Raw genomic sequence first — 21688 nt, 5'->3', positions numbered from 1 at the left:
CGGAGAGTCCGTCACCCCACCCCGCTACGCATTCCGCTTCGCTACATGCGCAGCGACCCTCCCCCTCCAGGGGAGGGTAAAAAAGCGCGCCCCCCTTACGTCGGCGATACCGCACCCTTCAGCGGCGCGGCCTGTGCCGCGGCACCACGCGTCAGCCTGACGTGCTCAGTGTTCGGCCACAGCAGCAGCAGGCCGATGACACCGGAGCCGACCATCACCACCGCATTGATGGTGAAGCCGGTCAGGTAGCCGTCGAGCGTGCTGCCGGCACGCTGGATGGTCGCTCCCATCACGGCCGGCGCGATGATGCCGGCCAGTGTGTAGAGTGCACCGTAGATCGCGAGAATCGCGCCGCGCTGCGACGTCGGGGTGAACTCGCCGAGCATGGGCGGGCAGACGACATAGATCGCCCCGCACAGGCCCGAGCCGACCACGAGGAACGCGATCTGGAGGCCCGCGCCCTGGACATGCGGCATCATCGCCAAGATCAGCCCGCCGATCACCAGCGGCACCGAGCCGAGAACGCCGCGTGCCACACGGGTGTTGTAGCCGCGCGCCATCATCACCTGCGAAATCCAGCCGGTGAGAATGACGATGGTGGCGCCGAACACCCAGGGCAGGATCGAGATGAAGCCAGCCTGGCTCTGCGAGAACCCGAGCCCCTTGACGATGAACGGCGTGAACCAGGTCAGGCCGAGCGACAGCGCCCAATAAGCGCCGAAGGTTGCGGCGACGCAGCCGATGAAGGTGCGCGAAGTGAGAAGCTGCAAATAGGGGATCTTCGGCTCGGTCGCGGCCGAGATTTGCGTGTCCTCCAGCGGCCCTTCCTTGCCGAGCGCGAGCCAGGCCGCAACCCAGATCAGGCCGACGACGCCGAGCGCGCCGAAGGCATAGTGCCAGGAATGGTTGACGATGATCCAGTTCAGGGCCGGCACCGCGAGGATGACGCCGAAGGCCGAACCCTGCGACAGGATCGCGGTAGGCAGCGTGCGCTTCTCGTCGGGGAACCATTTGTAGATGGCATGCGCGGCGACCGAGAAGGCCGGGCCTTCGCCGGCACCCAGCACGATGCGGCAGATCAGGAGCGTGGTGAAGGAGACAGTGCCAACCATCGGAAATTGCGCCAGCGCCCAGATGACAGCCAACGCCAGCAGCACCCAGCGCGTCGGCACCTTGTTGACGATGAAGCCGACCACGATGGCGGCGATCGAGAACAGGAAGAAGAAGGAAGAGCCGAGCAGGCCGAATTGCTCCGGGGTGAGCTTCAGATCGGTCATGATCGGCACGCCGGCAAGACCCACGACGATCTTGTCGGCGAAGTTCACCAGCATGAAGAGGAACAGGAGAAAGGTGATGGTCCAGGCGCCCTTCGGCGTCCTTGTCGTCTTGCCCGCCGCCGCCGGCGTTCCCTGAGCGCTCATGAATCTCCCCGTATGTCTTTTGGCACTTTTTTGATTTGCCCGTCTTGGAAGCTAACAACGGCTTCGAGACCAACGCAACCCGGCATTTCCCCGGCAGGTGTGCTACGCAGCAATTCCGTTAATTCCGTCCGGCGCCATTCATCGTGCTGAGCATCCGAAATCTTTCCAAGACCTTCTCCTCGGCCGGCGAGCCGGTCCATGTGCTGCGCGGCGTCGATCTCGACCTCAAGGCTGGCGAACGCGTCGCACTGACCGGCGAGTCCGGCAGCGGCAAGAGCACGTTGCTGCACCTGATCGCGGGGTTAGACGCCGCCGATGGCGGCACGATCCGGCTGGAGGAGATCGAGGTCACCAAGCTGTCGGATGCCGGACGCGCCAGCTTGCGGCGCGACCGCATCGGCCTGGTTTTTCAGCAATTCAACCTGGTCCCGAGCCTCTCCGTCGCGGATAATCTCGCCTTCCAGGCGCGGATCGCCGGCCGGCATGATGCGGCCTGGACCAAGGAGCTTGTCGAGCGGCTCGGACTCGGCAGCCTGCTCAAACGTTATCCAGAACAAATATCGGGCGGCCAGCAGCAGCGGGTCGCGATCGGCCGGGCGCTGGCGACAAAGCCCTCGCTGCTGCTGGCGGACGAGCCGACCGGCAATCTCGACGAAGCCACCGCCGACGACGTGCTGGCGCTGACGCGCGACCTCGTCGCGCGCACCGGCTGCGGCTTCCTGATGGTGACGCACAGCCTGCATCTGGCCGCTACGCTCGACCGTCATCTCACCTTGCATGCGGGACGCATCGCATGAGGCGCGCGCTGTGGATCCTCGCCGTGCTGCTCAGCCATTGGCGCCGCCACAAGATGCAGTTCGCGGCGCTTCTGGTCGGGCTGATCGCGGCGACTGCGCTGTGGAGCGGCGTACAGGCGATCAACCAGCAGGCCCGCAGCGCCTATGACCGCGCGGCGGCGACGTTCGGCGGCGTGCGCACCGCGATGCTGGTCGCTCCCAATGCGGCAACCTTTCCGCAAGAGCTGTTCATAAAACTGCGCCGCGCCGGGTGGCCGGTCTCACCGGCGCTGGAGGGCCGGGTCCAGATCAACGGACGCTCAGTGCGGCTGCTCGGGATCGAGCCGGTGACGCTGCCAGTCGATGTCGGCAACGCGCCGCGCCTCGGGGCCGCGGATCTGAGCAGCTTTGTGGCGCCGCCCGGCCAGACCTTGGTGGCACGGGAGACCTTGAGCGACTTGCAGGAAACGGAAGGCGCGTCACCGCCGATCAGCAGCGGCGCAAAGCTGCCGCCGCTGCGCGTACAGAAGCAGCTCGCGCCCGGCGTGCTGGTGGTCGATATCGGCGTGGCACAGCGCCTCCTCAACAATCCGGACCAGGTGTCGCGGCTGCTGATCGGACAGCCGAGGGGCAAGCCGATGCCGCTCGCAAGCATCATTGGCGAGCAGTTGCAGCGAGTCGAGCCGGATGCCGAGACGGAGCTCGAGCGCCTCACCGACAGCTTCCATCTCAATCTCACCGCCTTCGGCCTGTTGTCGTTCTTCGTCGGTCTCTTCATCGTCAACTCGGCCGTCGGCCTCGCCTTCGAGCAGCGGCTGCCGATGCTGCGCACCTTGCGGGCCTGCGGTGCCTCGGCGCGGCTGGTCAACACGGTACTGGTGGTCGAGCTGGTGGCATTGGCGCTGGTTGCAGGCCTGATCGGGCTCGTCTGCGGCTATTTCATCGCAGCCGCATTGTTGCCCGACGTCGCGGCATCACTGCGCGGGCTCTATGGCGCGCAGATTCCGGGCCAGCTCAGCTTGCAACCGGAGTGGTGGCTCGCCGGCATCGGCATCAGCGTTGCCGGCGCGCTCGTTGCGGCCGCAACCAGCCTGATCAAGGCGATCAGGATGCCGGTGCTGGCAACCGCGCAGCCGCGCGCCTGGCAACAGCGGCAGCGCCACTGGCTGGTCCTGCAGAGCCTCGCCGCCTGCGCCGTGTTCGCGGTCGCGCTGCTGCTGCTCCATTACGGGCAATCGCTGATCGCAGGCTTTGGCGTGCTCGCGGCGCTGATGCTAGGTGCGGCGCTGATCCTGCCGGCCATCCTCGACATCATCCTGCTCGCGGGCCAGCGCGTCGCGCGAGGCCCGCTTGCGCTGTGGTTCTGGGCAGACAGCCGACAACAGCTCTCCGGATTGTCGCTGGCGCTGATGGCGCTGTTGCTCGCGCTCGCGGTCAATGTCGGGGTCTCCACCATGGTGGAGACGTTCAGCCGCACCTTCATCGGCTGGCTCAACGGGCGGCTCGCCGCCGACGTCTACATCAGCGCGTCCGACAATGCGCAAGGCGTTGCAATCCGCAACTGGCTGAAGGACCGCGGCGATGTTCAGGCAATCCTCTCGGGCGGACGCGCCGAAACGCAAATCCGGGGCCAATCGGTCGAATTGCTTGGCCTGCCCGATCACGCGCTCTATCGCGAGCGCTGGCCGCTGCTGGAAGCCGCGCCGCGCGCCTGGACCCGGCTGGTGCCGGGCAATGCCGCCTTCATCAGCGAGCAATTGAGCCGCCGGCTGAACGTGCGCCTCGGTGACGTCGTCGAGGTGCCGGCGCCGGGCGGGACTTGGGAGTTCGACATCGTCGGCATCTATGCCGATTACGGCAATCCCAAGGGGCAGCTCACGGTGAATGTCGCGGCACTGATCCGGCAGTTTCCGCAGACGCCGCAGACGCGGATCGGCCTGATCGTCGCGAGAGAGAATATCGCCGGCCTGATCGCGGCCTTGCAGAAGCAGTTCGGGCTCGACGACCGCAGCGTCGCCGACCAGGCGACGGTGAAGGCGGAATCGATCCGCATCTTCAAGCGCACCTTTGCGGTGACCTCGGCGCTGAACGCCTTCACGCTCGGCGTCGCCGGCATTGCGCTTCTCACCAGCCTGCTGACGCTGGCCAACTCCCGCCTGCCGCAGCTTGCGCCGCTGTGGGCGATCGGCATCACGCGGCCGCGCCTTGCCGCGATCGAGCTGACCAAGACGCTCTCGGTCGCGCTGTTCACGGCGCTGCTGGCCGCGCCGCTCGGCCTGTTGGTGGCGTGGTGCCTGATTGCAATCGTGAACGTGAAAGCATTCGGCTGGCGGCTGCCGTTCCATGTGTTTCCGCTGCAGCTGATCGAGCTGGTCGCGGTTGCGCTGCTCGCCTCGCTGCTTGCAGCGCTGCTGCCGATGCTCCGGCTGGCGCGGATGCAGCCGGCGAACCTCGTCAAGGTGTTTGCCAATGAGCGTTGAGAAGATCTCACGGCGCAGTTTCGCCGGCGGCATTGCCGCCCTCGCGCTCGCGCGCCGCGCGGGCGCCCAAGGCTATGCCGGACTCGGCGAGACCGCCGACGGCTTTGCGAAGGTGACGCCGGGAAAGCTGTTCGCCTTTCCCGCCGATCACGGGCCGCATCCGGAGTTTCGCATCGAGTGGTGGTATCTCACGGCAAACCTCGTCGACGCGAGTGGTGCGGCTTGCGGCCTGCAATGGACGCTGTTCCGCCAGGCGGCGCAGCCGGGCCCGCAAGGCGAAGGCTGGGCCAATCAACAGGTGTGGATGGCGCATGCCGCGGTGACGCGGGCCGACACTCACCGCTTCACCGAAACGTTTTCACGCGGTGGCGTGGGCCAGGCCGGCGTCACGGCCAAACCGTTCGATGCCTGGATCGACGATTGGGAGATGAAGAGCCTCGAGCGTACCGACGACCGCACGTTGGCGCCGCTGACGCTGAAGGCGTCCGGCACCGATTTCAGCTATGCGCTGACGCTGGAGGCCGATCGGCCGGTGGTGTTGCAGGGCGATGGCGGCTACAGCCGCAAGTCGGAGCGCGGGCAGGCGTCCTACTATTACAGCCAGCCGTTCTATCGCGCGCGCGGCACGCTCACCATCGACGACAAGCCGGTCGACGTTTCGGGCCAGGCCTGGATGGACAGGGAATGGAGTAGCCAGCCGCTCGATGCCGACCAGACCGGCTGGGATTGGCTCTCGCTGCATCTTTCATCCGGCGACAAGCTGATGCTGTACCGGCTGCGGCAGAAGGACGGCAAGGATTATCCGTTCGGCAACTGGATCAGCGCCAGCGGCGGCACGCAGATGATCGCGGGCAGCGACATCCAGATGATGCCGAAGGCGACGGCTGAGGTCGCTGGACGCAAGTTGCCGGTGGAATGGCAGATCGCGATCCCCTCGCGATCGTTCTCGATCCTGTGCAAGCCGCTCAATCCCAGGGCCTGGATGGGGACCGGCTTTTCCTATTGGGAAGGACCAATCAGCTTTATCGGGACGCATGACGGCGTTGGCTATCTCGAGCTGACCGGCTATTGAGGCGCGATCTCTTCGAAGGAACTGACGATGTATCATCTCACCGCCCTCGTCACGCTGCTGGCGATCGCATTTTATTTCTTCACCGCCATCAACGTCTCGCGCTCGCGCGACAAGACCGGCGTCAAGGTGCCGGCGATGTCGGGCCATCCGGATTTCGAACGGGCCTTCCGCATCCAGATGAACACGCTGGAATGGATGCCGATCTTCCTCCCGGCGCTGTGGCTGTTCGCGATCTACATCAGCGACGCCATTGCGGCGGGCATCGGCGTGGTCTGGATCATCGGCCGTATCGTCTATTTCGTCGGCTATTCGAAGGCTGCGGCCAAGCGCGGCACGGGCTTCGCGATCCAAAGCCTCGCCGCCATCGCGCTGTGGGTCGGGGCGATCGGGGCGGTGGTGTTGCGGCTGGTGTGAGGCAACTATGCCGCCACACACATTCAGCCGTCGTCCCGGACAAGCGCAGCTCTTGGCAACGCGAAGCGTTGTCCAGGGCGAAGCGCTGATCCGGGACTCATAATCACAGGGAGTAATTGTGGCGCGCGCTGATCACTCCGAATCCCCGTAACCACGTCTGCTTGAGGTTATGGGTCCCGGATCGGCGCGCGCTTGAGGCGCGCTTGTCCGGGACGACGGCGGAAATGCGTGGCGCCAGCTTCGTCCTACTTCGTCAGCGGACACCCGCTCTCCTTCGCGGTGAAGAAGGCCTTGTCGCCGGGGACGGTGGCGAGTAGCTTGTAATAGTCCCAGGGCTTCTTCGACTCAGAGGGCTTCTTGACCTCGAACAGATACATGTCGTGGACCATGCGGCCGTTCTCGAGCACCTTGCCGCCCTGCGCGAAGTCGTCGTTGACCGGCAGCTCCTTCAGCTTCTTGGCGACCGCATCCGGGTCCTTGGTGCCGGCGGCCTTGACTGCCTTGAGGTAGCTCAGCGTTGCCGAATAGGTGCCGGCGTGGATCATGCTCGGCATCCGGCCGGTGCGCTTGAGGAAACGTTCGCCGAGATTGCGCGTCTTGTCGTTGAGGTCCCAGTAGTAGCCCTCGGTCAGCACCAGGCCTTGCGCGGCCTGAAGGCCGAGGCCGTTGACTTCGGCGAGCGTCATCAAGAGGCCCGCGAGCTTCTGGCCACTGGCGACGATGCCGAACTCGGACGCCTGCTTAATCGAGTTGGTGGTGTCGAGGCCGGCATTGGCAAGGCCGACGATCTTCGCCTTCGCGCTTTGCGCCTGCAGCAGGAAGGAGGAGAAGTCCGACGAATTGAGCGGCACGCGCACCGAGCCGAGCACCTTGCCGCCATTGGCGGTGACGATCTCGCTGGTGTCCTTCTCCAGCGCGTAGCCGAAGGCGTAGTCCGCGGTGAGGAAGAACCAGGTGTCGCCGCCAGCCTTGGTCAGCGCGCCGCCGGTGCCGACGCCGAGCGCGCGGGTGTCGTAGGCCCAGTGGAAGCCGTAGGGCTGGCAGGCATCGCCGGTGAGACGTGAGGTCGCGGCGCCGACGACGATGTCGATCTTCTTCTTTTCCTTGGACAGCTCGTGGATCGCAAGCGCGACCGAGGAGGTCGTCAGCTCCGTGATCATGTCGACGTTCTCGACGTCGTACCAGCGCCGCGCGATCGAAGAGGCGAGATCCGGCTTGTTCTGGTGGTCGGCGGTGACGAGCTCGATCTTCTGACCGAGCACCTCGCCGCCGAAATCCTCGATTGCCATCTTGGCCGCTTCGACCGACCATTTGCCGCCGTAGTCGGCATAGACGCCGGACTGATCGTTGAGGATGCCGATCTTGACGCCTTGCGCGGAAGCCGGCGCGGCGAGCAATACGGCGGAGGTTGCGACAGCGGCCCAAAGGGCTGATTTCATATGTTAACTCCCAGCAGTCTTCTGTTGTGAAATCGCGCGGATACTAGTGAAGAACCCCGTGCATGCCCATCCATTTCAAATAGGCCGTTAGTATGGACGGCAGCGCGCCGCGATAAAACGAGCTGTCGTCCCGGACAAGCGCGCCAAAAGCGCGCGCCGATCCGGCACCCATAACCACAGGATTGAGCTTGGGGTTAGCTGGCAATTGCCAATCGTCGTCAAACCACTCCCTGGGGGTATGGGTCCCGGATCTGCGCTTGCGCTTGTCCGGGACGACATAGGGGATCTGGATACGCTGGCGGCCACATTGAATCAGGTCACCACCCCCGGCTTCTTGTCGCGCCGCCCTTCCGCAAGGTTCCGCACCACCACGTAGAAGATCGGCGTGAACAGTAGGCCGAACAGGGTGACGCCGATCATGCCGAAGAACACGGCAACGCCGACGGCCTGGCGCATCTCCGAGCCGGATCCGCTCGAGATCACCAGCGGCAAGACGCCGAGAATGAAGGCGAAGGACGTCATCAGGATCGGCCGCAGGCGCAGGCGGCAGGCCTCGATCACGGCCTCGAGCCGCGGCTTGCCTTCGAGCTCGATGTCGCGCGCAAACTCGACGATCAGGATCGCGTTCTTCGCCGCCAGTCCCACCAGCACGACGAAGCCGATCTGGGTGAGGATGTTGACGTCCTGGCCCATGATACGCACGCCGATGGTGGCGGCGAGCAGGCACATCGGCACGATCAGGATCACCGCGAACGGCAGCGTCCAGCTGCCATATTGCGCGGCGAGCACGAGATAGACGAACAGTACGCAGATCGGAAATACGTAGAGACCGGCATTGCCGCCGGTGATCTGCTGATAGGACAGGTCGGTCCATTCGAAGGTGAAGCCGCTCGGCAAGGTGTCGTTCGCGAGCTGCTTGATGGTGTTGAGCGCGGTGGTCGAGCTGGTGCCAGGCGCCGGCTCGCCCTGGAGCTCTGAGGCCGCGTAGAGATTGTAGCGCGCGACGCGGTCGGGACCCGAGACATCCTTGAACTCGACCACGCTGCCGAGCATCACCATGTCGCCGGAGGCGTTGCGGGTGCGCAGGCGCGCAAGATCGCTTGGTTCTTTCCGGAACGGGAAATCGGCCTGCGCGGTGACGTGGTAGGTGCGGCCGAACAGGTTGAAGTCGTTGACATAGGTCGATCCGAAATAGGTCTGGATCGTGTCGTTGATGTTGGCGATGGGAACGCCCAGCTTCTGCGCCTTGGTGCGGTCGATGTCGACGAAGAGCTGCGGCGTGTTGGCCGTGAACGGCGAGAATACCGAAGTCAGCGTCGGCGCCTTGCGCGCGGCAGCAACTAGCTCGTCGGTCGCGGCTGCGAGCATTTCGGGCCCGCGACCCTGGCGGTCCTGGACGCGGATGGTGAAGCCGCCGCCAGTACCGATGCCGGGCACGGCCGGCGGCGGAATCACGATGATGAACGCACCCTGGATCGCGGACAGGCGCTTGCGCAGCTCGGCCGTGATGGCGTTCGCGGACAGCCCCTTCTTCAGCCGCGCCTCCGGCTCGTCGAACACCGGGAACAGCGCCGCCGCATTGCCGGCCTGCGTACGCGTGGCGCCGGAGAAGCCGGCGAAGGCGGCGACGCGCACGATGCCCGGCGTATCCAGCGAGATCCGCTCGATCTCGCGCACGACCTCCGTGGTGCGCGCCAGCGAGGCCGCGCCCGGCAATTGCACGGATATGATGACGTAGCCGCGATCCTGCGCCGGGATGAAGCCCTGCGGCGTGGTCACGATCAGCCAGCCGGCGCTGCCGATCAGCACGACATAGATCAGGAGCATCGCCACCGAATGGCGGATCACGAAATTGGCGAGACCCGCGTAGCCGTGCGAGAGCCGGTCGAACACGCGATTGAACACGCCGGTAAAGGCACCCCACGCCCGCGCGATGACATTCCAGCTCGCCGGCGGCCGCTTCTCTTCATGCGGGGTGAGGATCTGCGAGGCCAGCGCCGGCGACAGCGTCAGCGAGCAGAAGCAGGAGATCGCGGTCGCAACGGCAATGGTGACGGCGAACTGCTGGAAGAACTGCCCGGAGATGCCGCCGAGGAATGCGGTCGGGACGAACACCGCGCATAGCACCAGGGCGATCGAGACCAACGCGCCGCCGACCTCCTCCATCGTCTTCAGCGCGGCATCGCGCCGGCTGAGGCCGTGCTCGAGATGGCGCTCGACGTTCTCGACCACGACAATGGCGTCGTCGACCACGATGCCGACGGCGAGCACGAGCCCGAACAGGGTCAGATTGTTGATGGAGAAGCCGAGCGCCGCCATGACCGCGAAAGTGCCGACCAGCGAGACCGGAATCGCAATGATCGGAATGATCGCGGGCCGCCATCCCTGCAGGAATACCAGCACCACGACGACCACAAGCAGCATGGCCTCGTAGATCGTCTTGATCAGCTCATGGACCGACTGCGCGATGAACTCGGTCGGGTTGTAGCCGATATTGTAGTCGAGGCCCTTCGGAAAGCTCTCCTTGAGCTTCGTCATGGTGTCGGAAATGTTCTTTGCCGTCGCGAGTGCGTTCGACCCGGGCCGCTGCGTCACCAGCATGGCGACTGCCGATTTGCGCAGCAGGAAGCTGTTGGTGGAATACGCCAGCGCCCCGAGCTCGATGCGGGCAACGTCGCGCAAACGAACGACGCGACCGTCGGAACCGGCCTTGATCAGGATGTCCTCGAACTGCTTCTGGTCCTTCAGGCGGCCGGTAAATGTCAGATTTGGCTGAAAGGCGCGATCGGCGATCGGCGGCTCGGCGATCTGTCCGCCCGCGATCTGCACGTTCTGGGCGCGGATCGCCGCCAGCACCTCGGTCGAGGTCAGGCCGAGATTGGCGATTCGATCAGGATCGAGCCACAGCCGCATCGAATAATCGCGCGCGCCGAAGATCTGGATGTCGCCGACGCCGTCGATGCGCAGCAGCTGGTCGCGGACCTGGAGCAGTGCGTAATTGGAGATGTAGAGCTGGTCGAACGTGTCGTCCGGCGACAGCATGAACACGACCATCAGGATGTCGGGCGAGTTCTTGCGCGTGGTGACGCCGTTGCGCTGGACTTCCTCAGGCAGGCGCGGCTGCGCGATCGCAACGCGGTTCTGCACCAGCACCTGAGCCTTGTCGAGGTCGGTGCCGAGCTTGAAGGTGACGGTGATGGTGAGCTGGCCGTTCGAGGTCGCCTGGCTGTAGAGATACAGCATGTCCTCGACGCCGTTGATCTCCTGCTCGATCGGAGCTGCGACCGTGTCAGACACGGTCTGCGCGGAGGCGCCTGGATATTGTGTGGTGACGACGACGGTCGGCGGCACCACTTGCGGATATTCGGAGACCGGCAGCGTGGTGTAGGCGAGCGCGCCAATGATCAAGAGCACGATCGACAGCACCATCGCCAGGATGGGCTGGTTGATGGAGAGACGGCCGAGATTCATGACTTGCCACCGGCCGGAGCGGTCTGCGGAGTGACCTTGGCGCCGACACGGGCGCGCTGGATGCCGTTGACGATGACGCGGTCCTCAGCCTTCAGGCCTTCGCGGACCACGCGCAGGCCGTCGTCGAGCGGTCCGAGCACCACGGGGCGCGCCTCGACGGTGTCATCAGGCTTGACCACGAACACGATCTTGCGAGACTGGTCAGTCGCGATCGCGACATCCGGAATTAGCAGCGCCTCGTAGGGCGCGCTGCCGATCAGGCGGACGCGGCCGAACTGGCCGGGCAGGATCGACAGATCGGTGTTCTTGACAACGGCGCGGCTGCGCAGCGTGCCGGTGGAGACGTCGAGGCGGTTGTCGAGGAAGTTGATGGTGCCTTCATGCGAGGGCTTGGTCTCGCCGGCGAGCGTCACCTGCACCGGATTCGCGGTGTCGCGCGAGCTCGGGCGCCGGCCTTCGAACCACAGCTTGCTGTATTTGATGTAGGTCGCTTCATCCATGTCGAAATAGACGTAGATCGGGTCGAGCGCGACGATCGAGGTGAGCAGCGTCGAGGTGCCGGTATCGCTGCCCTGCACGAGATTGCCGGGGCTGACGAGATGGCGGCTGACGCGGCCGGTGAGCGGCGCGGCCACATGCGTGAACTCGATGTTGAGCTTGGCGGCCTTCAGCGCACCTTCGGCCTGCACTTCGGCAGCGTGCGCGGCTTGCAAGGCCTGGCGGCGCTGGTCGACGACCTGCTCGGAGACCGCGCTGGTCTGCACCAGGTTCAAGCCGCGATCGAGCTCGCGCTTGGCGAGCTCCACTTTGGCCCGCGCATCCGACAGCTGGCCGTCCGCCTGCTCGGCCACCGCCTCGAACGGACGCGGGTCGATCACGTAAAGCAGATCGCCCTGACGCACGATGGCGCCGTCCTGGAATTCGACGGAGTTGACGAAGCCGCCGACGCGCGGGCGCACCTGCACTTCCTCGACCGCCTCGAAGCGGCCGGTGAACTCGTCCCAATCGGTGACGGTGCGCTTGACCGGCTGGGCCACCGTCACGGGCGGAGGCGGCGGGGCAGCAGCCTGCGAGGCCGGCTTGTCGCAGCCGGCGAGGGCGAAGGCCGCAGTGAGAAACCCGGCGATTGCGCTGAGCTGAACGAAATCGTGCTTTTTGACAAACTGCTCGCTTCCGTCCGGTCCAGTCATCCCAGGTCCTCGCATAAAAGCCGCGGAAAATGCAGGGTAGGCGCCCACTCGCGGGGGACACAACATGGGCGGCAAAGATGAACTCTTCAAGACCAATGCACGCGCAATGCCGGCCGCATGCCCTGACCGGATGGCGGGTTGACAGGAGGAAGGGTGGTCGCGAACCTTGGGGTTGGCACGTCACAAGACCGAAGGTCTCACCCTCCCCTGGAGGGGGAGGGTCGCAGCGCATGGAGCAAAGCGGAATGCGATGCCGGGTGGGGTGATCTCTCCACACGGGCAGCGTTCGATGCGGAGAGACTGTCACCCCACCCCGTCTCAAATTTCGCTTCGCTCAATGTGAGCCGACCCTCCCCCTCCAGGGGAGGGTAAGAGAAGGGCCAGCGTCTTCGCGCATGACGGGCGCGGCGGGCTCGGCTAGACTTCTCCTTACAAAACAAGACGAATTGTCCGGGGAGGACAGGCGTGCACCAGGGACGTGTCGTTTTCGGCGCGATCGAGGAGGTCGTGTTCGGCCATCCTGCGGCTGGCGCCGTCGTCGCGCAGATGGACCGGTTGGGAACCCGCCGCGCTTTCCTGATGGTCTCAGGGACGCTGAACCGTCAAACCGACGAGATCACGAAAATCAAGGATGCGCTCGGAGAGCGCTGTGCCGGCTTGTTCGACGCCATGCCCGCGCACACGCCGCGCGAGGCGGTGATCGCGGCAACCAATGCGGCGCGTGAGGCGGGTGCCGACCTGATCGTCACCGTCGGCGGCGGCTCGATCACCGACGGCGCCAAGGCGATGCAGCTCTGCCTCGCCAACGGCATTGTCGATATCGACGGCATCGAGCGCATTCGCGTGCACAAGGGTGTCGCGCCCGAGATGAATGCGCCGACCGTGCGCCAGGTTAGCGTACCGACCACGATCGCCGGCGGCGAGTTCAGTTCGATCGCCGGCGTCACCGACCGCAGCACCAACGTGAAGCAGATGCTACGGCATCCGCTCACGGTTCCGCGCGCAACCATCCTCGATCCCGCCATCACCGTGCACACGCCGGAATGGCTGTTCCTCTCGACCGGCATCCGCGCCGTCGATCATTGCGTGGAAGCGATCTGCTCGCGCGAGACGCACCCCTATGCCGATGCGCAATCGGTCAAGGGCCTCGCCATGCTCGCCGATGCGTTGCCGCGGGTGAAGGCCGATCCTGCCGATCTCGATGCGCGCATGGATGCGCAGATCGGGACCTGGCTGTCGATGGGCGCGCTCGCCGCCGGCGTTCCCATGGGTGCGAGCCACGGCATCGGCTACGTGCTGGGCGCCGCCTTCGGTGTGCCGCACGGCTACACCTCCTGCATCATGCTGCCGGCGGTGACGCGGTGGAATGCGCGCGACAATGCCGAGCGCCAAATGATCGTCGCCGCCGCGATGGGTTATCCCGGCCGTGACGCCGCCGACGTGCTCGACGCCTTCATCCGCTCGCTCGGCATGCCGCGTAGGCTTGCGGATGTGCGCGTGTCGCCGGAGCATTTCGATGCAATCGCCGAGCAGGCGATGCGCACGAACTGGATCCCGCGCAATCCGCGCAAGATCGCCGGTCCCGCCGACATCAAAGAAATCCTGCTTCTCGCCGCATGATCCAAGCCGGAGGATAGATGTACCCTGGTCACCATGCCCGCCTGCGCCCGCTGCAGCCCGCGTTCATCATGGCGGCGACCGGCGAGGCCGTCACCTATCGCGAGCTCGAGGCACGCAGCAACCGCCTGGCGCATCTGTTCCGCAGGCACGGCTTGAAGCGGCTCGACCATTATTCGATCTTCATGGAGAACAACTCGCGCTATCTCGAGGCCTGCGGCGCGGGTGAGCGCTCCGGGCTTTACTACACCTGCATCAACTCCTTCCTGACGCCGGGCGAGCTCGCCTATCTCCTCGTCAACAGCCAGTCGAAGATCCTGATCACGTCAGTGGCCAAGCTCGACATCGCGCGCGAGGCGATCCAGGCCTGCCCCGAGGTCAAGCTCTGCATCGTCGCCGATGGTCCGGGTGAGAGCGAACGTATCGTCGGGCTTGCGGACGTGACCGCGGACATGCCGAAGACGCCGATTCCCGATGAATGGCTCGGCACCGCGATGCTTTATTCATCGGGCACAACGGGACGGCCGAAAGGCATTTTGCGGCCGCTGCCGGAGGAGCCGCCGCAGCACAATCTGCCGCTGTTCGATTTTCTGACGAAGCTTTGGCATTACCGGGAAGGCATGGTCTATCTATCGCCGGCACCGCTCTATCACTCGGCGCCGCAGGCCGCCGTGAACCTCACGATCCGCATGGGCGGCACCGTGATCATCATGGAGAGTTTCGATCCCGAGCGTTACCTCCAGCTCGTCGAGCAATGGGGCATCACCCACACGCAACTGGTGCCGACGATGTTCTCGCGCATGCTGAAGTTGCCGGGTGAGGTGCGCGGCCGCTACGACCTGTCCTCGCTGGAGATCGCGATCCACGCCGCCGCGCCCTGCCCGGCCCTCGTCAAGGACGACATGATCAAATGGTGGGGCCCGATCATCCACGAATATTACGGCGCCACCGAAGGCCTCGGCTTCACCGCCTGCAACAGCGAGGAATGGCTTAGCCACCGCGGCACCGTCGGCAAGGTGCTGCTCGGCGATCTCCACATTCTCGACGAGAACATGCGGGAGTGCCCAGTCGGCAGCCCGGGCCAGGTCTGGTTCAAGACGGCCTCGCCGTTCGAATATTTCAACGATCCGGAGAAGACCAGGGAGGCGCGCTCGGCCGACGGCAGCATGAGCACGGTCGGCGACGTCGGTTATGTCGACAAGGACCGTTTCCTCTATCTCACCGATCGCGCGACCTTCATGATCATCTCCGGTGGCGTGAACATCTATCCGCAGGAATGCGAGAATCTGCTGATCACCCACCCGAAGGTCGCCGACGCCGCGGTGTTCGGCGTGCCCAATGCCGATCTCGGCGAAGAGGTGAAGGCGGTGGTGCAGCCGATGCCAGGCGTGGTGCCGGGGCCGGCTCTCGCCGAAGAGCTGATCGCGTTCTGCGCAAAATCGCTGTCGCGGCAGAAGGTGCCGCGCTCGGTTGATTTCGAGAAGGAATTGCCGCGGCTGCCGACAGGGAAGCTGTACAAGCGGCTGCTCAGGGACCGGTATTGGGGGAACAAGGCCTCGCGGATCGTGTGAGGTCTGTGCTGGATAGCGCGCACAGGCAAGCGCCACAAACTCTGCTGTCGTCCCGGGCAAGCGTAAGCGCAGACCCGGGACCCATACTCCCAGGGAGGAGTTGCGGCGCGAACTGGCAACTCCGAGTCTTCGCCAAACATCTTCCTGTGGTTGGGTCCCGGATCTGCACGCGCTTAGGCGCGTTTGTCCGGGACGACGACGGCATTTTGGGAGTGCATCTGAGCACAGCAGGCGCAAAAGGAACCGTCACTTCGCACCTGCACTCGCACATCGCGAAGGTCTGAAACTCCTGCGGCGTTACGTCATCCAAATTGCCAAGGCCATAAAGAGCGTTAGCCCGTTGCCTCGCTGCTCGCGCCTCGCTATCGTCTGACAAACAGGCCGCAAAAGGCCGAGGTCCAGGGAGGATGAGCATGCGGAGCGTGTGGGCGCTCGCCGCAATGGCGGCGCTATCTGTGCTGACGGCCTCAACCGCCACGCTCGCCGGCGAGCCCAAGCAGGGCGGTATCCTGCGGATGTATCACCGCGACAGTCCGGCCAATGCGTCCATCCTCGAGGGCGCGACCTACTCGATCAACGTGCCCTTCATGGGGGTGTTCAACAATCTCGTCATCTACGACCAGCACATTGCCCAGAACAGCCCTGATACCCTGAGGCCTGAGCTGGCCGAAAGCTGGTCCTGGAGCAGCGACAACAAGAAGCTGACGTTCAAACTGCGTCAGGGCGTGAAATGGCACGATGGCAAGCCGTTCACATCGGCCGACGTCAAATGCACCTTCGATCTCCTGATGGGCAAATCGCAGCAGAAGCTGCGGCAGAATCCGCGCAAGGCCTGGTACAGCGAAGTCAACGACGTCACGACGAGCGGCGAATTCGAGGTTTCCTTCGACCTGAAGCGGCCGCAGCCCTCGCTGCTGGCGATGCTCGCGTCCGGTTACACGCCGATCTATCCGTGTCACGTCTCGCCGGCGGACATGCGCACCCATCCGATCGGGAGCGGACCGTTCAAGTTCGTCGAGTTCAAGGCCAATGAATCGATCAAGCTGACGCGAAATCCGGACTATTGGAAGAAGGGCCTGCCCCATCTCGACGGCATCGAATACACGATCATCACCAACCGCTCGACCGCTATACTCGCTTTCGTCGCCGGCAAGTTCGACATGACCTTCCCGACGCACATCACGATCCCGCTCCTGAAGGACGTCAAGTCGCAGGCGCCGAACGCGGTCTGCGTCGTCGAACCGACCAACGTTTCGACCAACATCATCGTCAATTCGACGTCCGCGCCGTTCGACAACATTGATATTCGCCGGGCCATGTCACTCGCACTCGACCGCAAGGCCTTCGTCGACATCCTGTTCGAAGGCCAGGCCGATATCGGCGGCACCATGCTGCCGCCGCCTCAAGGCATCTGGGGCATGCCCAAGGACAAGCTGGAGACCATTCCGGGTTACGGCCGGGATATCAATGCCAACCGGGAGGAAGCGAAGAAGCTGATGCAGAAGGCGGGCTACGGCCCCGACAAGCATCTCGCGGTGAAGGTCTCGACGCGCAATCTCGCCGAATATCGCGACCCCGCGGTGATCCTGATCGACCAGCTCAAGAGCATCTATATCGACGGCGAGCTCGACGTTGTGGAAACCGCAAACTGGTTCCCAAAAGTCGCGCGCAAGGATTACATGCTCGGCCTCAATCTGACCGGCAATTCCGTCGACGACCCCGACCAGTCGTTCTACGAGAACTATTCCTGCGGCTCGGAACGGAACTACACCAATTACTGCAACAAGGAGATCGAGAAGCTGTTCGACGTGCAGTCGCAGGAGACCGATGTCAGCAAGCGCAAGCCACTGGTGTGGGATATCGACAAGAAGCTGCAGGAGGACGTCGCCCGCCCGATCATCTTCCATGCACGGGCCGGCACCTGCTGGCAGCCCTATGTCAAGGGCATCACGATCATGTCGAACAGCTCCTACAACGGCTTCCGCTACGAGGATGTGTGGCTCGACAAGTAGCTCGCGAGGCTGACGACTAGCGCGGAGGGCGATGCATGTTTGCCTATCTGGTGCGGCGCCTGTTCCTGATGCTCGTGACCCTGTTCGGGATCTCGGTCGTCATCTTCTTCCTGCTGCGCATCGTGCCCGGCAACATCGTCGATATCCTGTTTGCCGCCGCCGGCTATGTCGATCCTGCCGACAAGGCCGAGCTCGAGAAGCAGCTCGGCATCGACCAGCCTTTGGTTGCGCAATATCTGCACTGGATCGGCGGCTTGCTGAGCGGCGATTTTGGTTATTCCTATGTCTCGGAGAAGCCGGCGCTGCAGGAGATCCTGCCGCGGATCCCGATCACGGCGCGGCTTGCTGGCCTCGCGCTGTTGTTCTCGGCATCGATCGGCATTCCGCTCGGCGTCATCAGCGCGGTGAAGCAGGGCACGCGGCTCGATTACGTTCTGCGCGTCGTCAGCCTCAGCGGATTGTCGCTGCCCTCGTTCTGGCTCGGCCTTCTGATCCTCACCGCGTCGGTGGCGATGTTCGGGCAGATGCCGATCTTCAATCCAAATCCGAAGACCTGGCTCGAGGCATTCGCGACCTATGCCGTGCCGGCCGCGGCCGTCGGCTTCCGCAGCGCGGCGCTGACCATGCGCATCACCCGCTCCTCGATGCTGGAGGTGCTGCGGCAGGACTATATCCGCACCGCGCGCGCCAAGGGTGCCTCCGATGCGGCGGTGAACTATCACCACGCACTGAAGAACGCGATCCTGCCCGTGATCACCGTGATCGGCATCGAGGCGGCGTTCCTGATCGGCGGCCTGATCGTCACCGAAACGGTGTTCAACATTCCAGGCGTCGCGCGCTTCCTGGTGGAAGCGATCCGCTGGCGGGACTATCCGATCGTGCAGAACCTCGTCATGTTCATCGCGGTCGTGGTGGTGTTCGCGAATTTCACCGTCGACATGCTCTACGCGGTGTTCGATCCGCGGATCAGGTACACGGATTAGGAGATCAGCTTGGCCGCGATCGACTTCGACGTTGAACTGAGACGGGCCGGCGCACATGCCACCGGCGGGTGGCGGCGCGTGCTGTTCATGGCACAACGGCATGTGCTGGGCGCGGCCGGGCTCGTCATCATGACGGCGTTCGTGCTGACGGCGATCTTCGCGGACTTCATCGCACGCTATGATCCTCTCACGGTCGATTCCGCCCGCGCGCTGGCGCGCCCGAGCCTGGCGCACTGGATGGGAACCGATTCGTTCGGCCGCGACGTGTTCAGCCGCATCATCCACGGCGCGCGGATCTCGCTCGCGGTCGGGCTCGGCTCGACCGCGCTGGGCGGCACCATCGGCGTGATCGTCGGCCTCACCTCCGGCTATCTCTCGGGCTGGGTCGATCTTGTATTCCAGCGCGTCTCCGACGTTCTTCAGGCGCTGCCGCTGCTGGTGCTGGCCCTGGTGATGACGGCGGCGCTCGGCCCCTCGCTGCCGAATGTGATCATCGCCATCGCCATTCCGCTGATCCCGACGGTCGCGCGCGTCATCCGCGCCAATACGTTGGCACTGCGCGAGCAGCCGTTCGTGGAGGCCGCAAAGTCGATCGGGATGAGCGAGATGCGGATTGCGCTGCGCCATGTGCTGCCGAACACGCTGGCGCCGCTGATCGTGCTGGCGACGGCGCAGCTCGGCTCGACCATCCTAACCGAGGCCTCGCTGTCCTTCCTCGGCCTCGGCATTCCCGAACCCTATCCGTCATGGGGGCGCATGCTATCCGAATCCGCTGCCGAATATGTCCGCACCGCGCCGTGGCTCGTGATCTTCCCGGGCATCGCGATCAGCCTCGCTGTATTCGGCGCCAACCTGTTCGGCGACGCCCTGCGCGACATCCTGGATCCGAGGCAGCGCGGCTGATGGCGGACAAATCCGATCTAGTGCTCGATGTGAAGAACCTGAAGACGGTGTTCTTTACCAACTCCGGCCTCTTCAAGGCGGTCGACGACCTCTCGTTCAGCGTGAAGCGCGGCGAGACGCTGGCGATCGTCGGCGAATCCGGCTGCGGCAAGAGCGTGACCGCGCTCTCGCTGATGCGGCTCGTGCCTGATCCGCCCGGCCGCATCGTCGGCGGCTCCGTCTCGCTCGAAGGAACCGACCTGCTGGCGCTGGATGAAGCAGAGATGCGCGCGGTCAGGGGCAACCGCATCTCCATGATCTTCCAGGAGCCGATGACCTCGCTCAATCCGGTGATGCGGATCGGCGACCAAATCGTCGAAGCTGTGCGGCTGCACCGGAACATCTCGTCGAAGGAAGCGCACAACATCGCCGTCGAGATGCTGCGGCTGGTGCGCATCCCCGAGCCGGCGCGGCGCGCGCGCGAATATCCGCACCAGCTCTCCGGCGGCATGCGCCAGCGCGCGATGATCGCGATGGCGCTGGCCTGCCGGCCGGCGCTGCTGATCGCGGACGAGCCGACCACCGCGCTCGACGTCACCATCCAGGCGCAGATCCTGGCGCTGATCCTCGATCTTCAAAAGGAGCTCGGCACCGGGCTCGTGCTGATCACGCATGATCTCGGCGTCGTCGCGCAGACCGCGCAGCGCGTGATCGTGATGTATGCGGGGCGAAAGGTCGAGGAGGCCAGTGTCGAAGCGCTGTTCGCCTCGCCAAAGCATCCCTATACGCGCGGGCTGATGGCCTCGATCCCGGCCGTCCCCGCCTCTGGTGTCCCCGCGCAGGCGCGGCTGAACGAAATCCCCGGCACGGTGCCGTCGCTGGTGCGGCTGCCGAAGGGCTGCGCCTTCGCGCCGCGCTGCAAGCTCGCCATCAAGCGTTGCGAGGCCGAGTATCCACCGCTGGCGGACTGGGGCGGCGGCCATCTCGCCGCCTGCTGGCGCGCGGAAGAAGTCGCGGAGGTGGCATGACCGAAACGCTGCTCGAAGTCACCGACCTCAAGAAGCACTACCCTGTGCGCGCCGGCGTATTGCGCCGGCGGGTCGGCACCGTGCACGCGGTCGATGGCGTCTCGTTTGCGCTTGGAACCGGCGAGACACTGGGCCTCGTCGGCGAATCCGGCTGCGGCAAGTCCACGGTGGCGCGCAGCGTGCTGCGGCTGGTGGAGCCGACCTCGGGCCAGATCCGGCTCGATGGCGAGGACATCACCCATCTGTCCAAGACGGCACTGCGCCCGCACCGCCGCTCGATGCAGATCGTGTTCCAGGACCCGTTTGCCTCGCTCAACCCGCGCATGACCGCCGGCGATATCGTCGGCGAGCCGCTCGCCGTGCACGGGCTCGCCACGGGCAAGGCGCTCGAGACACGGGTCGCAAGACTATTCGAGCAGGTGGGGTTGCGGCCCGACCAGATGCGCAACTTCCCGCACCAATTCTCCGGCGGCCAGCGCCAGCGCATCTGCATCGCACGCGCTCTGGCGCTGGAGCCGCGCCTGATCGTCTGCGACGAGCCGGTGTCCGCGCTCGACGTCTCGATCCAGGCGCAGGTGATCAATTTGTTGATCGACCTGCAGCGCCAGCACGGTTTCTCCTATCTCTTCATCGCGCACGATCTCGCCGTGGTCGCCCATATCAGCCACCGCGTCGCCGTGATGTATCTCGGCCGCATCGTCGAGATCGCCGACAAGGACGAGCTATTCCGCAACCCGCGACATCCCTATACGCAAGCGCTGCTCGCCTCGGTGCCGATCGCAAATCCGCTGGCGAAGAAGCTCGCGCCGCTGGTCGACGGCGACGTGCCGAGCCCGGTCAATCCGCCCTCGGGCTGCGCATTCCACACCCGCTGCCGGTTTGCGATGGCGCGATGCAAGACGGAGCGGCCGGCGCTGGTGGATGCCGGTGATGGGCATCAGGTGGCGTGTTTGCTCAATGACGGGACGGGGCGAGGCCGCTAGGGCCTGTGCTCATAAAAGCAATGTCAGCTCCTGAGGGAAGAGCGGAAATCTTCTGCTGGGCAGAGCGTTACCGCTTTTGACCCTAATGTATGGTCCGGCCGCGCGTTGCAAGCGGTTTCGTCAACCTGGCAGATGCGGTCTTGCATCAATGTATCCGGCCTCTGATTGGAGCGTGTTGGGCTCCGGGCCATCATGGATATCAGCGCGCATTCGAGCTGATTAGCGGACAGGCCTCGAGCGGGCCATTCGGGTCACCAGTGTTCGCATGCGCCGGGAAGACCGTCCTCCATGGTCGTCTCATCCTCTCGCAGACCTCGGCGGGTAAGGGATGTTGGTTACGTCATCGATG

At 64.7% G+C, this 21688-nt stretch carries 15 protein-coding genes; 11 read left to right on the top strand and 4 right to left on the bottom strand.

Going from position 1 to position 21688, the window contains the following annotated elements:
- Nucleotides 1-95: 95 nt before the first annotated feature.
- Complete coding sequence (locus YU9_RS0135585) at nt 96-1421, bottom strand: MFS transporter (RefSeq protein ID WP_027577010.1); 1326 nt, start codon at nt 1419-1421, stop codon at nt 96-98.
- Nucleotides 1422-1564: 143 nt separating this feature from the next.
- Here YU9_RS0135585 and YU9_RS0135580 point away from each other — a divergent pair, with 143 nt between their 5' ends.
- Genes YU9_RS0135580 through YU9_RS0135565 form a run of 4 tightly spaced genes read left to right on the top strand, consistent with a single transcriptional unit; the run spans nt 1565 to nt 6163 of the window.
- Complete coding sequence (locus YU9_RS0135580; protein WP_027577009.1) at nt 1565-2218, top strand: ABC transporter ATP-binding protein; 654 nt, start codon at nt 1565-1567, stop codon at nt 2216-2218.
- Nucleotides 2215-4677, top strand: coding sequence for an ABC transporter permease (locus YU9_RS0135575; RefSeq protein WP_027577008.1), 2463 nt, complete (start codon nt 2215-2217; stop codon nt 4675-4677). The genes YU9_RS0135580 and YU9_RS0135575 overlap by 4 nt, the downstream gene beginning before the upstream one ends.
- A complete protein-coding gene (locus tag YU9_RS0135570) occupies nt 4667-5749 on the top strand; it encodes a lipocalin-like domain-containing protein (RefSeq protein WP_027577007.1) in 1083 nt (360 codons plus the stop codon). The genes YU9_RS0135575 and YU9_RS0135570 overlap by 11 nt, the downstream gene beginning before the upstream one ends.
- Before the next feature lie 27 nt (nt 5750-5776).
- Nucleotides 5777-6163 (top strand): MAPEG family protein, encoded by a 387-nt coding sequence (locus YU9_RS0135565; RefSeq protein WP_027577006.1) that lies wholly within the window; start codon nt 5777-5779, stop codon nt 6161-6163.
- A gap of 245 nt (nt 6164-6408) precedes the next feature.
- Here the strand turns inward: YU9_RS0135565 and YU9_RS0135560 are convergent, their stop codons facing one another.
- The 3 genes from YU9_RS0135560 to YU9_RS0135550 form a co-directional block, all read right to left on the bottom strand.
- Nucleotides 6409-7602 (bottom strand): ABC transporter substrate-binding protein, encoded by a 1194-nt coding sequence (locus YU9_RS0135560; protein ID WP_027577005.1) that lies wholly within the window; start codon nt 7600-7602, stop codon nt 6409-6411.
- Nucleotides 7603-7914: 312 nt separating this feature from the next.
- Entirely contained in the window at nt 7915-11073 is a 3159-nt protein-coding gene (locus tag YU9_RS0135555) for an efflux RND transporter permease subunit (protein ID WP_027577004.1), read from the bottom strand.
- On the bottom strand, nt 11070-12263 hold the full coding sequence (locus YU9_RS0135550; RefSeq protein ID WP_027577003.1) for an efflux RND transporter periplasmic adaptor subunit: 1194 nt from the start codon (nt 12261-12263) through the stop codon (nt 11070-11072). The genes YU9_RS0135555 and YU9_RS0135550 overlap by 4 nt, the downstream gene beginning before the upstream one ends.
- Nucleotides 12264-12728: 465 nt before the next feature.
- Here YU9_RS0135550 and YU9_RS0135545 point away from each other — a divergent pair, with 465 nt between their 5' ends.
- From YU9_RS0135545 to YU9_RS0135515, 7 genes are all read left to right on the top strand, one after another.
- The gene (locus YU9_RS0135545; RefSeq protein ID WP_027577002.1) at nt 12729-13883 is read left to right on the top strand and encodes an iron-containing alcohol dehydrogenase; all 1155 of its coding nucleotides are present in this window, start codon (nt 12729-12731) and stop codon (nt 13881-13883) included.
- A gap of 17 nt (nt 13884-13900) precedes the next feature.
- Entirely contained in the window at nt 13901-15451 is a 1551-nt protein-coding gene (locus YU9_RS0135540; RefSeq protein WP_027577001.1) for an AMP-binding protein, read from the top strand.
- 413 nt (nt 15452-15864) lie between these two features.
- On the top strand, nt 15865-17463 hold the full coding sequence (locus YU9_RS0135535) for an ABC transporter substrate-binding protein (RefSeq protein ID WP_027577000.1): 1599 nt from the start codon (nt 15865-15867) through the stop codon (nt 17461-17463).
- 35 nt (nt 17464-17498) lie between these two features.
- Nucleotides 17499-18446 (top strand): ABC transporter permease, encoded by a 948-nt coding sequence (locus YU9_RS0135530; protein WP_027576999.1) that lies wholly within the window; start codon nt 17499-17501, stop codon nt 18444-18446.
- 9 nt (nt 18447-18455) lie between these two features.
- Nucleotides 18456-19349, top strand: coding sequence for an ABC transporter permease (locus YU9_RS0135525; RefSeq protein ID WP_027576998.1), 894 nt, complete (start codon nt 18456-18458; stop codon nt 19347-19349).
- Nucleotides 19349-20356, top strand: a complete 1008-nt coding sequence (locus YU9_RS0135520; RefSeq protein ID WP_027576997.1) for an ABC transporter ATP-binding protein — start codon at nt 19349-19351, stop codon at nt 20354-20356. The genes YU9_RS0135525 and YU9_RS0135520 overlap by 1 nt, the downstream gene beginning before the upstream one ends.
- Nucleotides 20353-21339 carry an ABC transporter ATP-binding protein gene (locus tag YU9_RS0135515; protein ID WP_027576996.1) on the top strand — a complete coding sequence of 329 codons (987 nt, stop codon included), beginning with the start codon at nt 20353-20355 and terminating at the stop codon, nt 21337-21339. Before YU9_RS0135520 ends, YU9_RS0135515 begins: the two co-directional genes overlap by 4 nt.
- The last annotated feature ends 349 nt before the right edge of the window (nt 21340-21688 follow it).

The sequence above is a fragment of the Bradyrhizobium sp. WSM1743 genome (genome assembly GCF_000473065.1).
Classification (GTDB): Bacteria; Pseudomonadota; Alphaproteobacteria; order Rhizobiales; family Xanthobacteraceae; genus Bradyrhizobium.
Note: the sequence above shows the minus strand (reverse complement) of the source record. Positions and strands in the feature narration are given on the sequence as shown.

Excerpts from the sequence above, each read along its gene's own strand:
- YU9_RS0135585 (WP_027577010.1), bottom strand. The coding sequence starts at position 1,421 with ATGAGCGCTCAGGGAACGCCGGCGGCGGCGGGCAAGACGACAAGGACG.
- YU9_RS0135575 (WP_027577008.1), top strand. The coding sequence starts at position 2,215 with ATGAGGCGCGCGCTGTGGATCCTCGCCGTGCTGCTCAGCCATTGGCGC.
- YU9_RS0135570 (WP_027577007.1), top strand. The coding sequence starts at position 4,667 with ATGAGCGTTGAGAAGATCTCACGGCGCAGTTTCGCCGGCGGCATTGCC.
- YU9_RS0135565 (WP_027577006.1), top strand. The coding sequence starts at position 5,777 with ATGTATCATCTCACCGCCCTCGTCACGCTGCTGGCGATCGCATTTTAT.
- YU9_RS0135560 (WP_027577005.1), bottom strand. The coding sequence starts at position 7,602 with ATGAAATCAGCCCTTTGGGCCGCTGTCGCAACCTCCGCCGTATTGCTC.
- YU9_RS0135555 (WP_027577004.1), bottom strand. The coding sequence starts at position 11,073 with ATGAATCTCGGCCGTCTCTCCATCAACCAGCCCATCCTGGCGATGGTG.
- YU9_RS0135550 (WP_027577003.1), bottom strand. The coding sequence starts at position 12,263 with ATGACTGGACCGGACGGAAGCGAGCAGTTTGTCAAAAAGCACGATTTC.
- YU9_RS0135540 (WP_027577001.1), top strand. The coding sequence starts at position 13,901 with ATGTACCCTGGTCACCATGCCCGCCTGCGCCCGCTGCAGCCCGCGTTC.
- YU9_RS0135535 (WP_027577000.1), top strand. The coding sequence starts at position 15,865 with ATGCGGAGCGTGTGGGCGCTCGCCGCAATGGCGGCGCTATCTGTGCTG.
- YU9_RS0135530 (WP_027576999.1), top strand. The coding sequence starts at position 17,499 with ATGTTTGCCTATCTGGTGCGGCGCCTGTTCCTGATGCTCGTGACCCTG.
- YU9_RS0135520 (WP_027576997.1), top strand. The coding sequence starts at position 19,349 with ATGGCGGACAAATCCGATCTAGTGCTCGATGTGAAGAACCTGAAGACG.
- YU9_RS0135515 (WP_027576996.1), top strand. The coding sequence starts at position 20,353 with ATGACCGAAACGCTGCTCGAAGTCACCGACCTCAAGAAGCACTACCCT.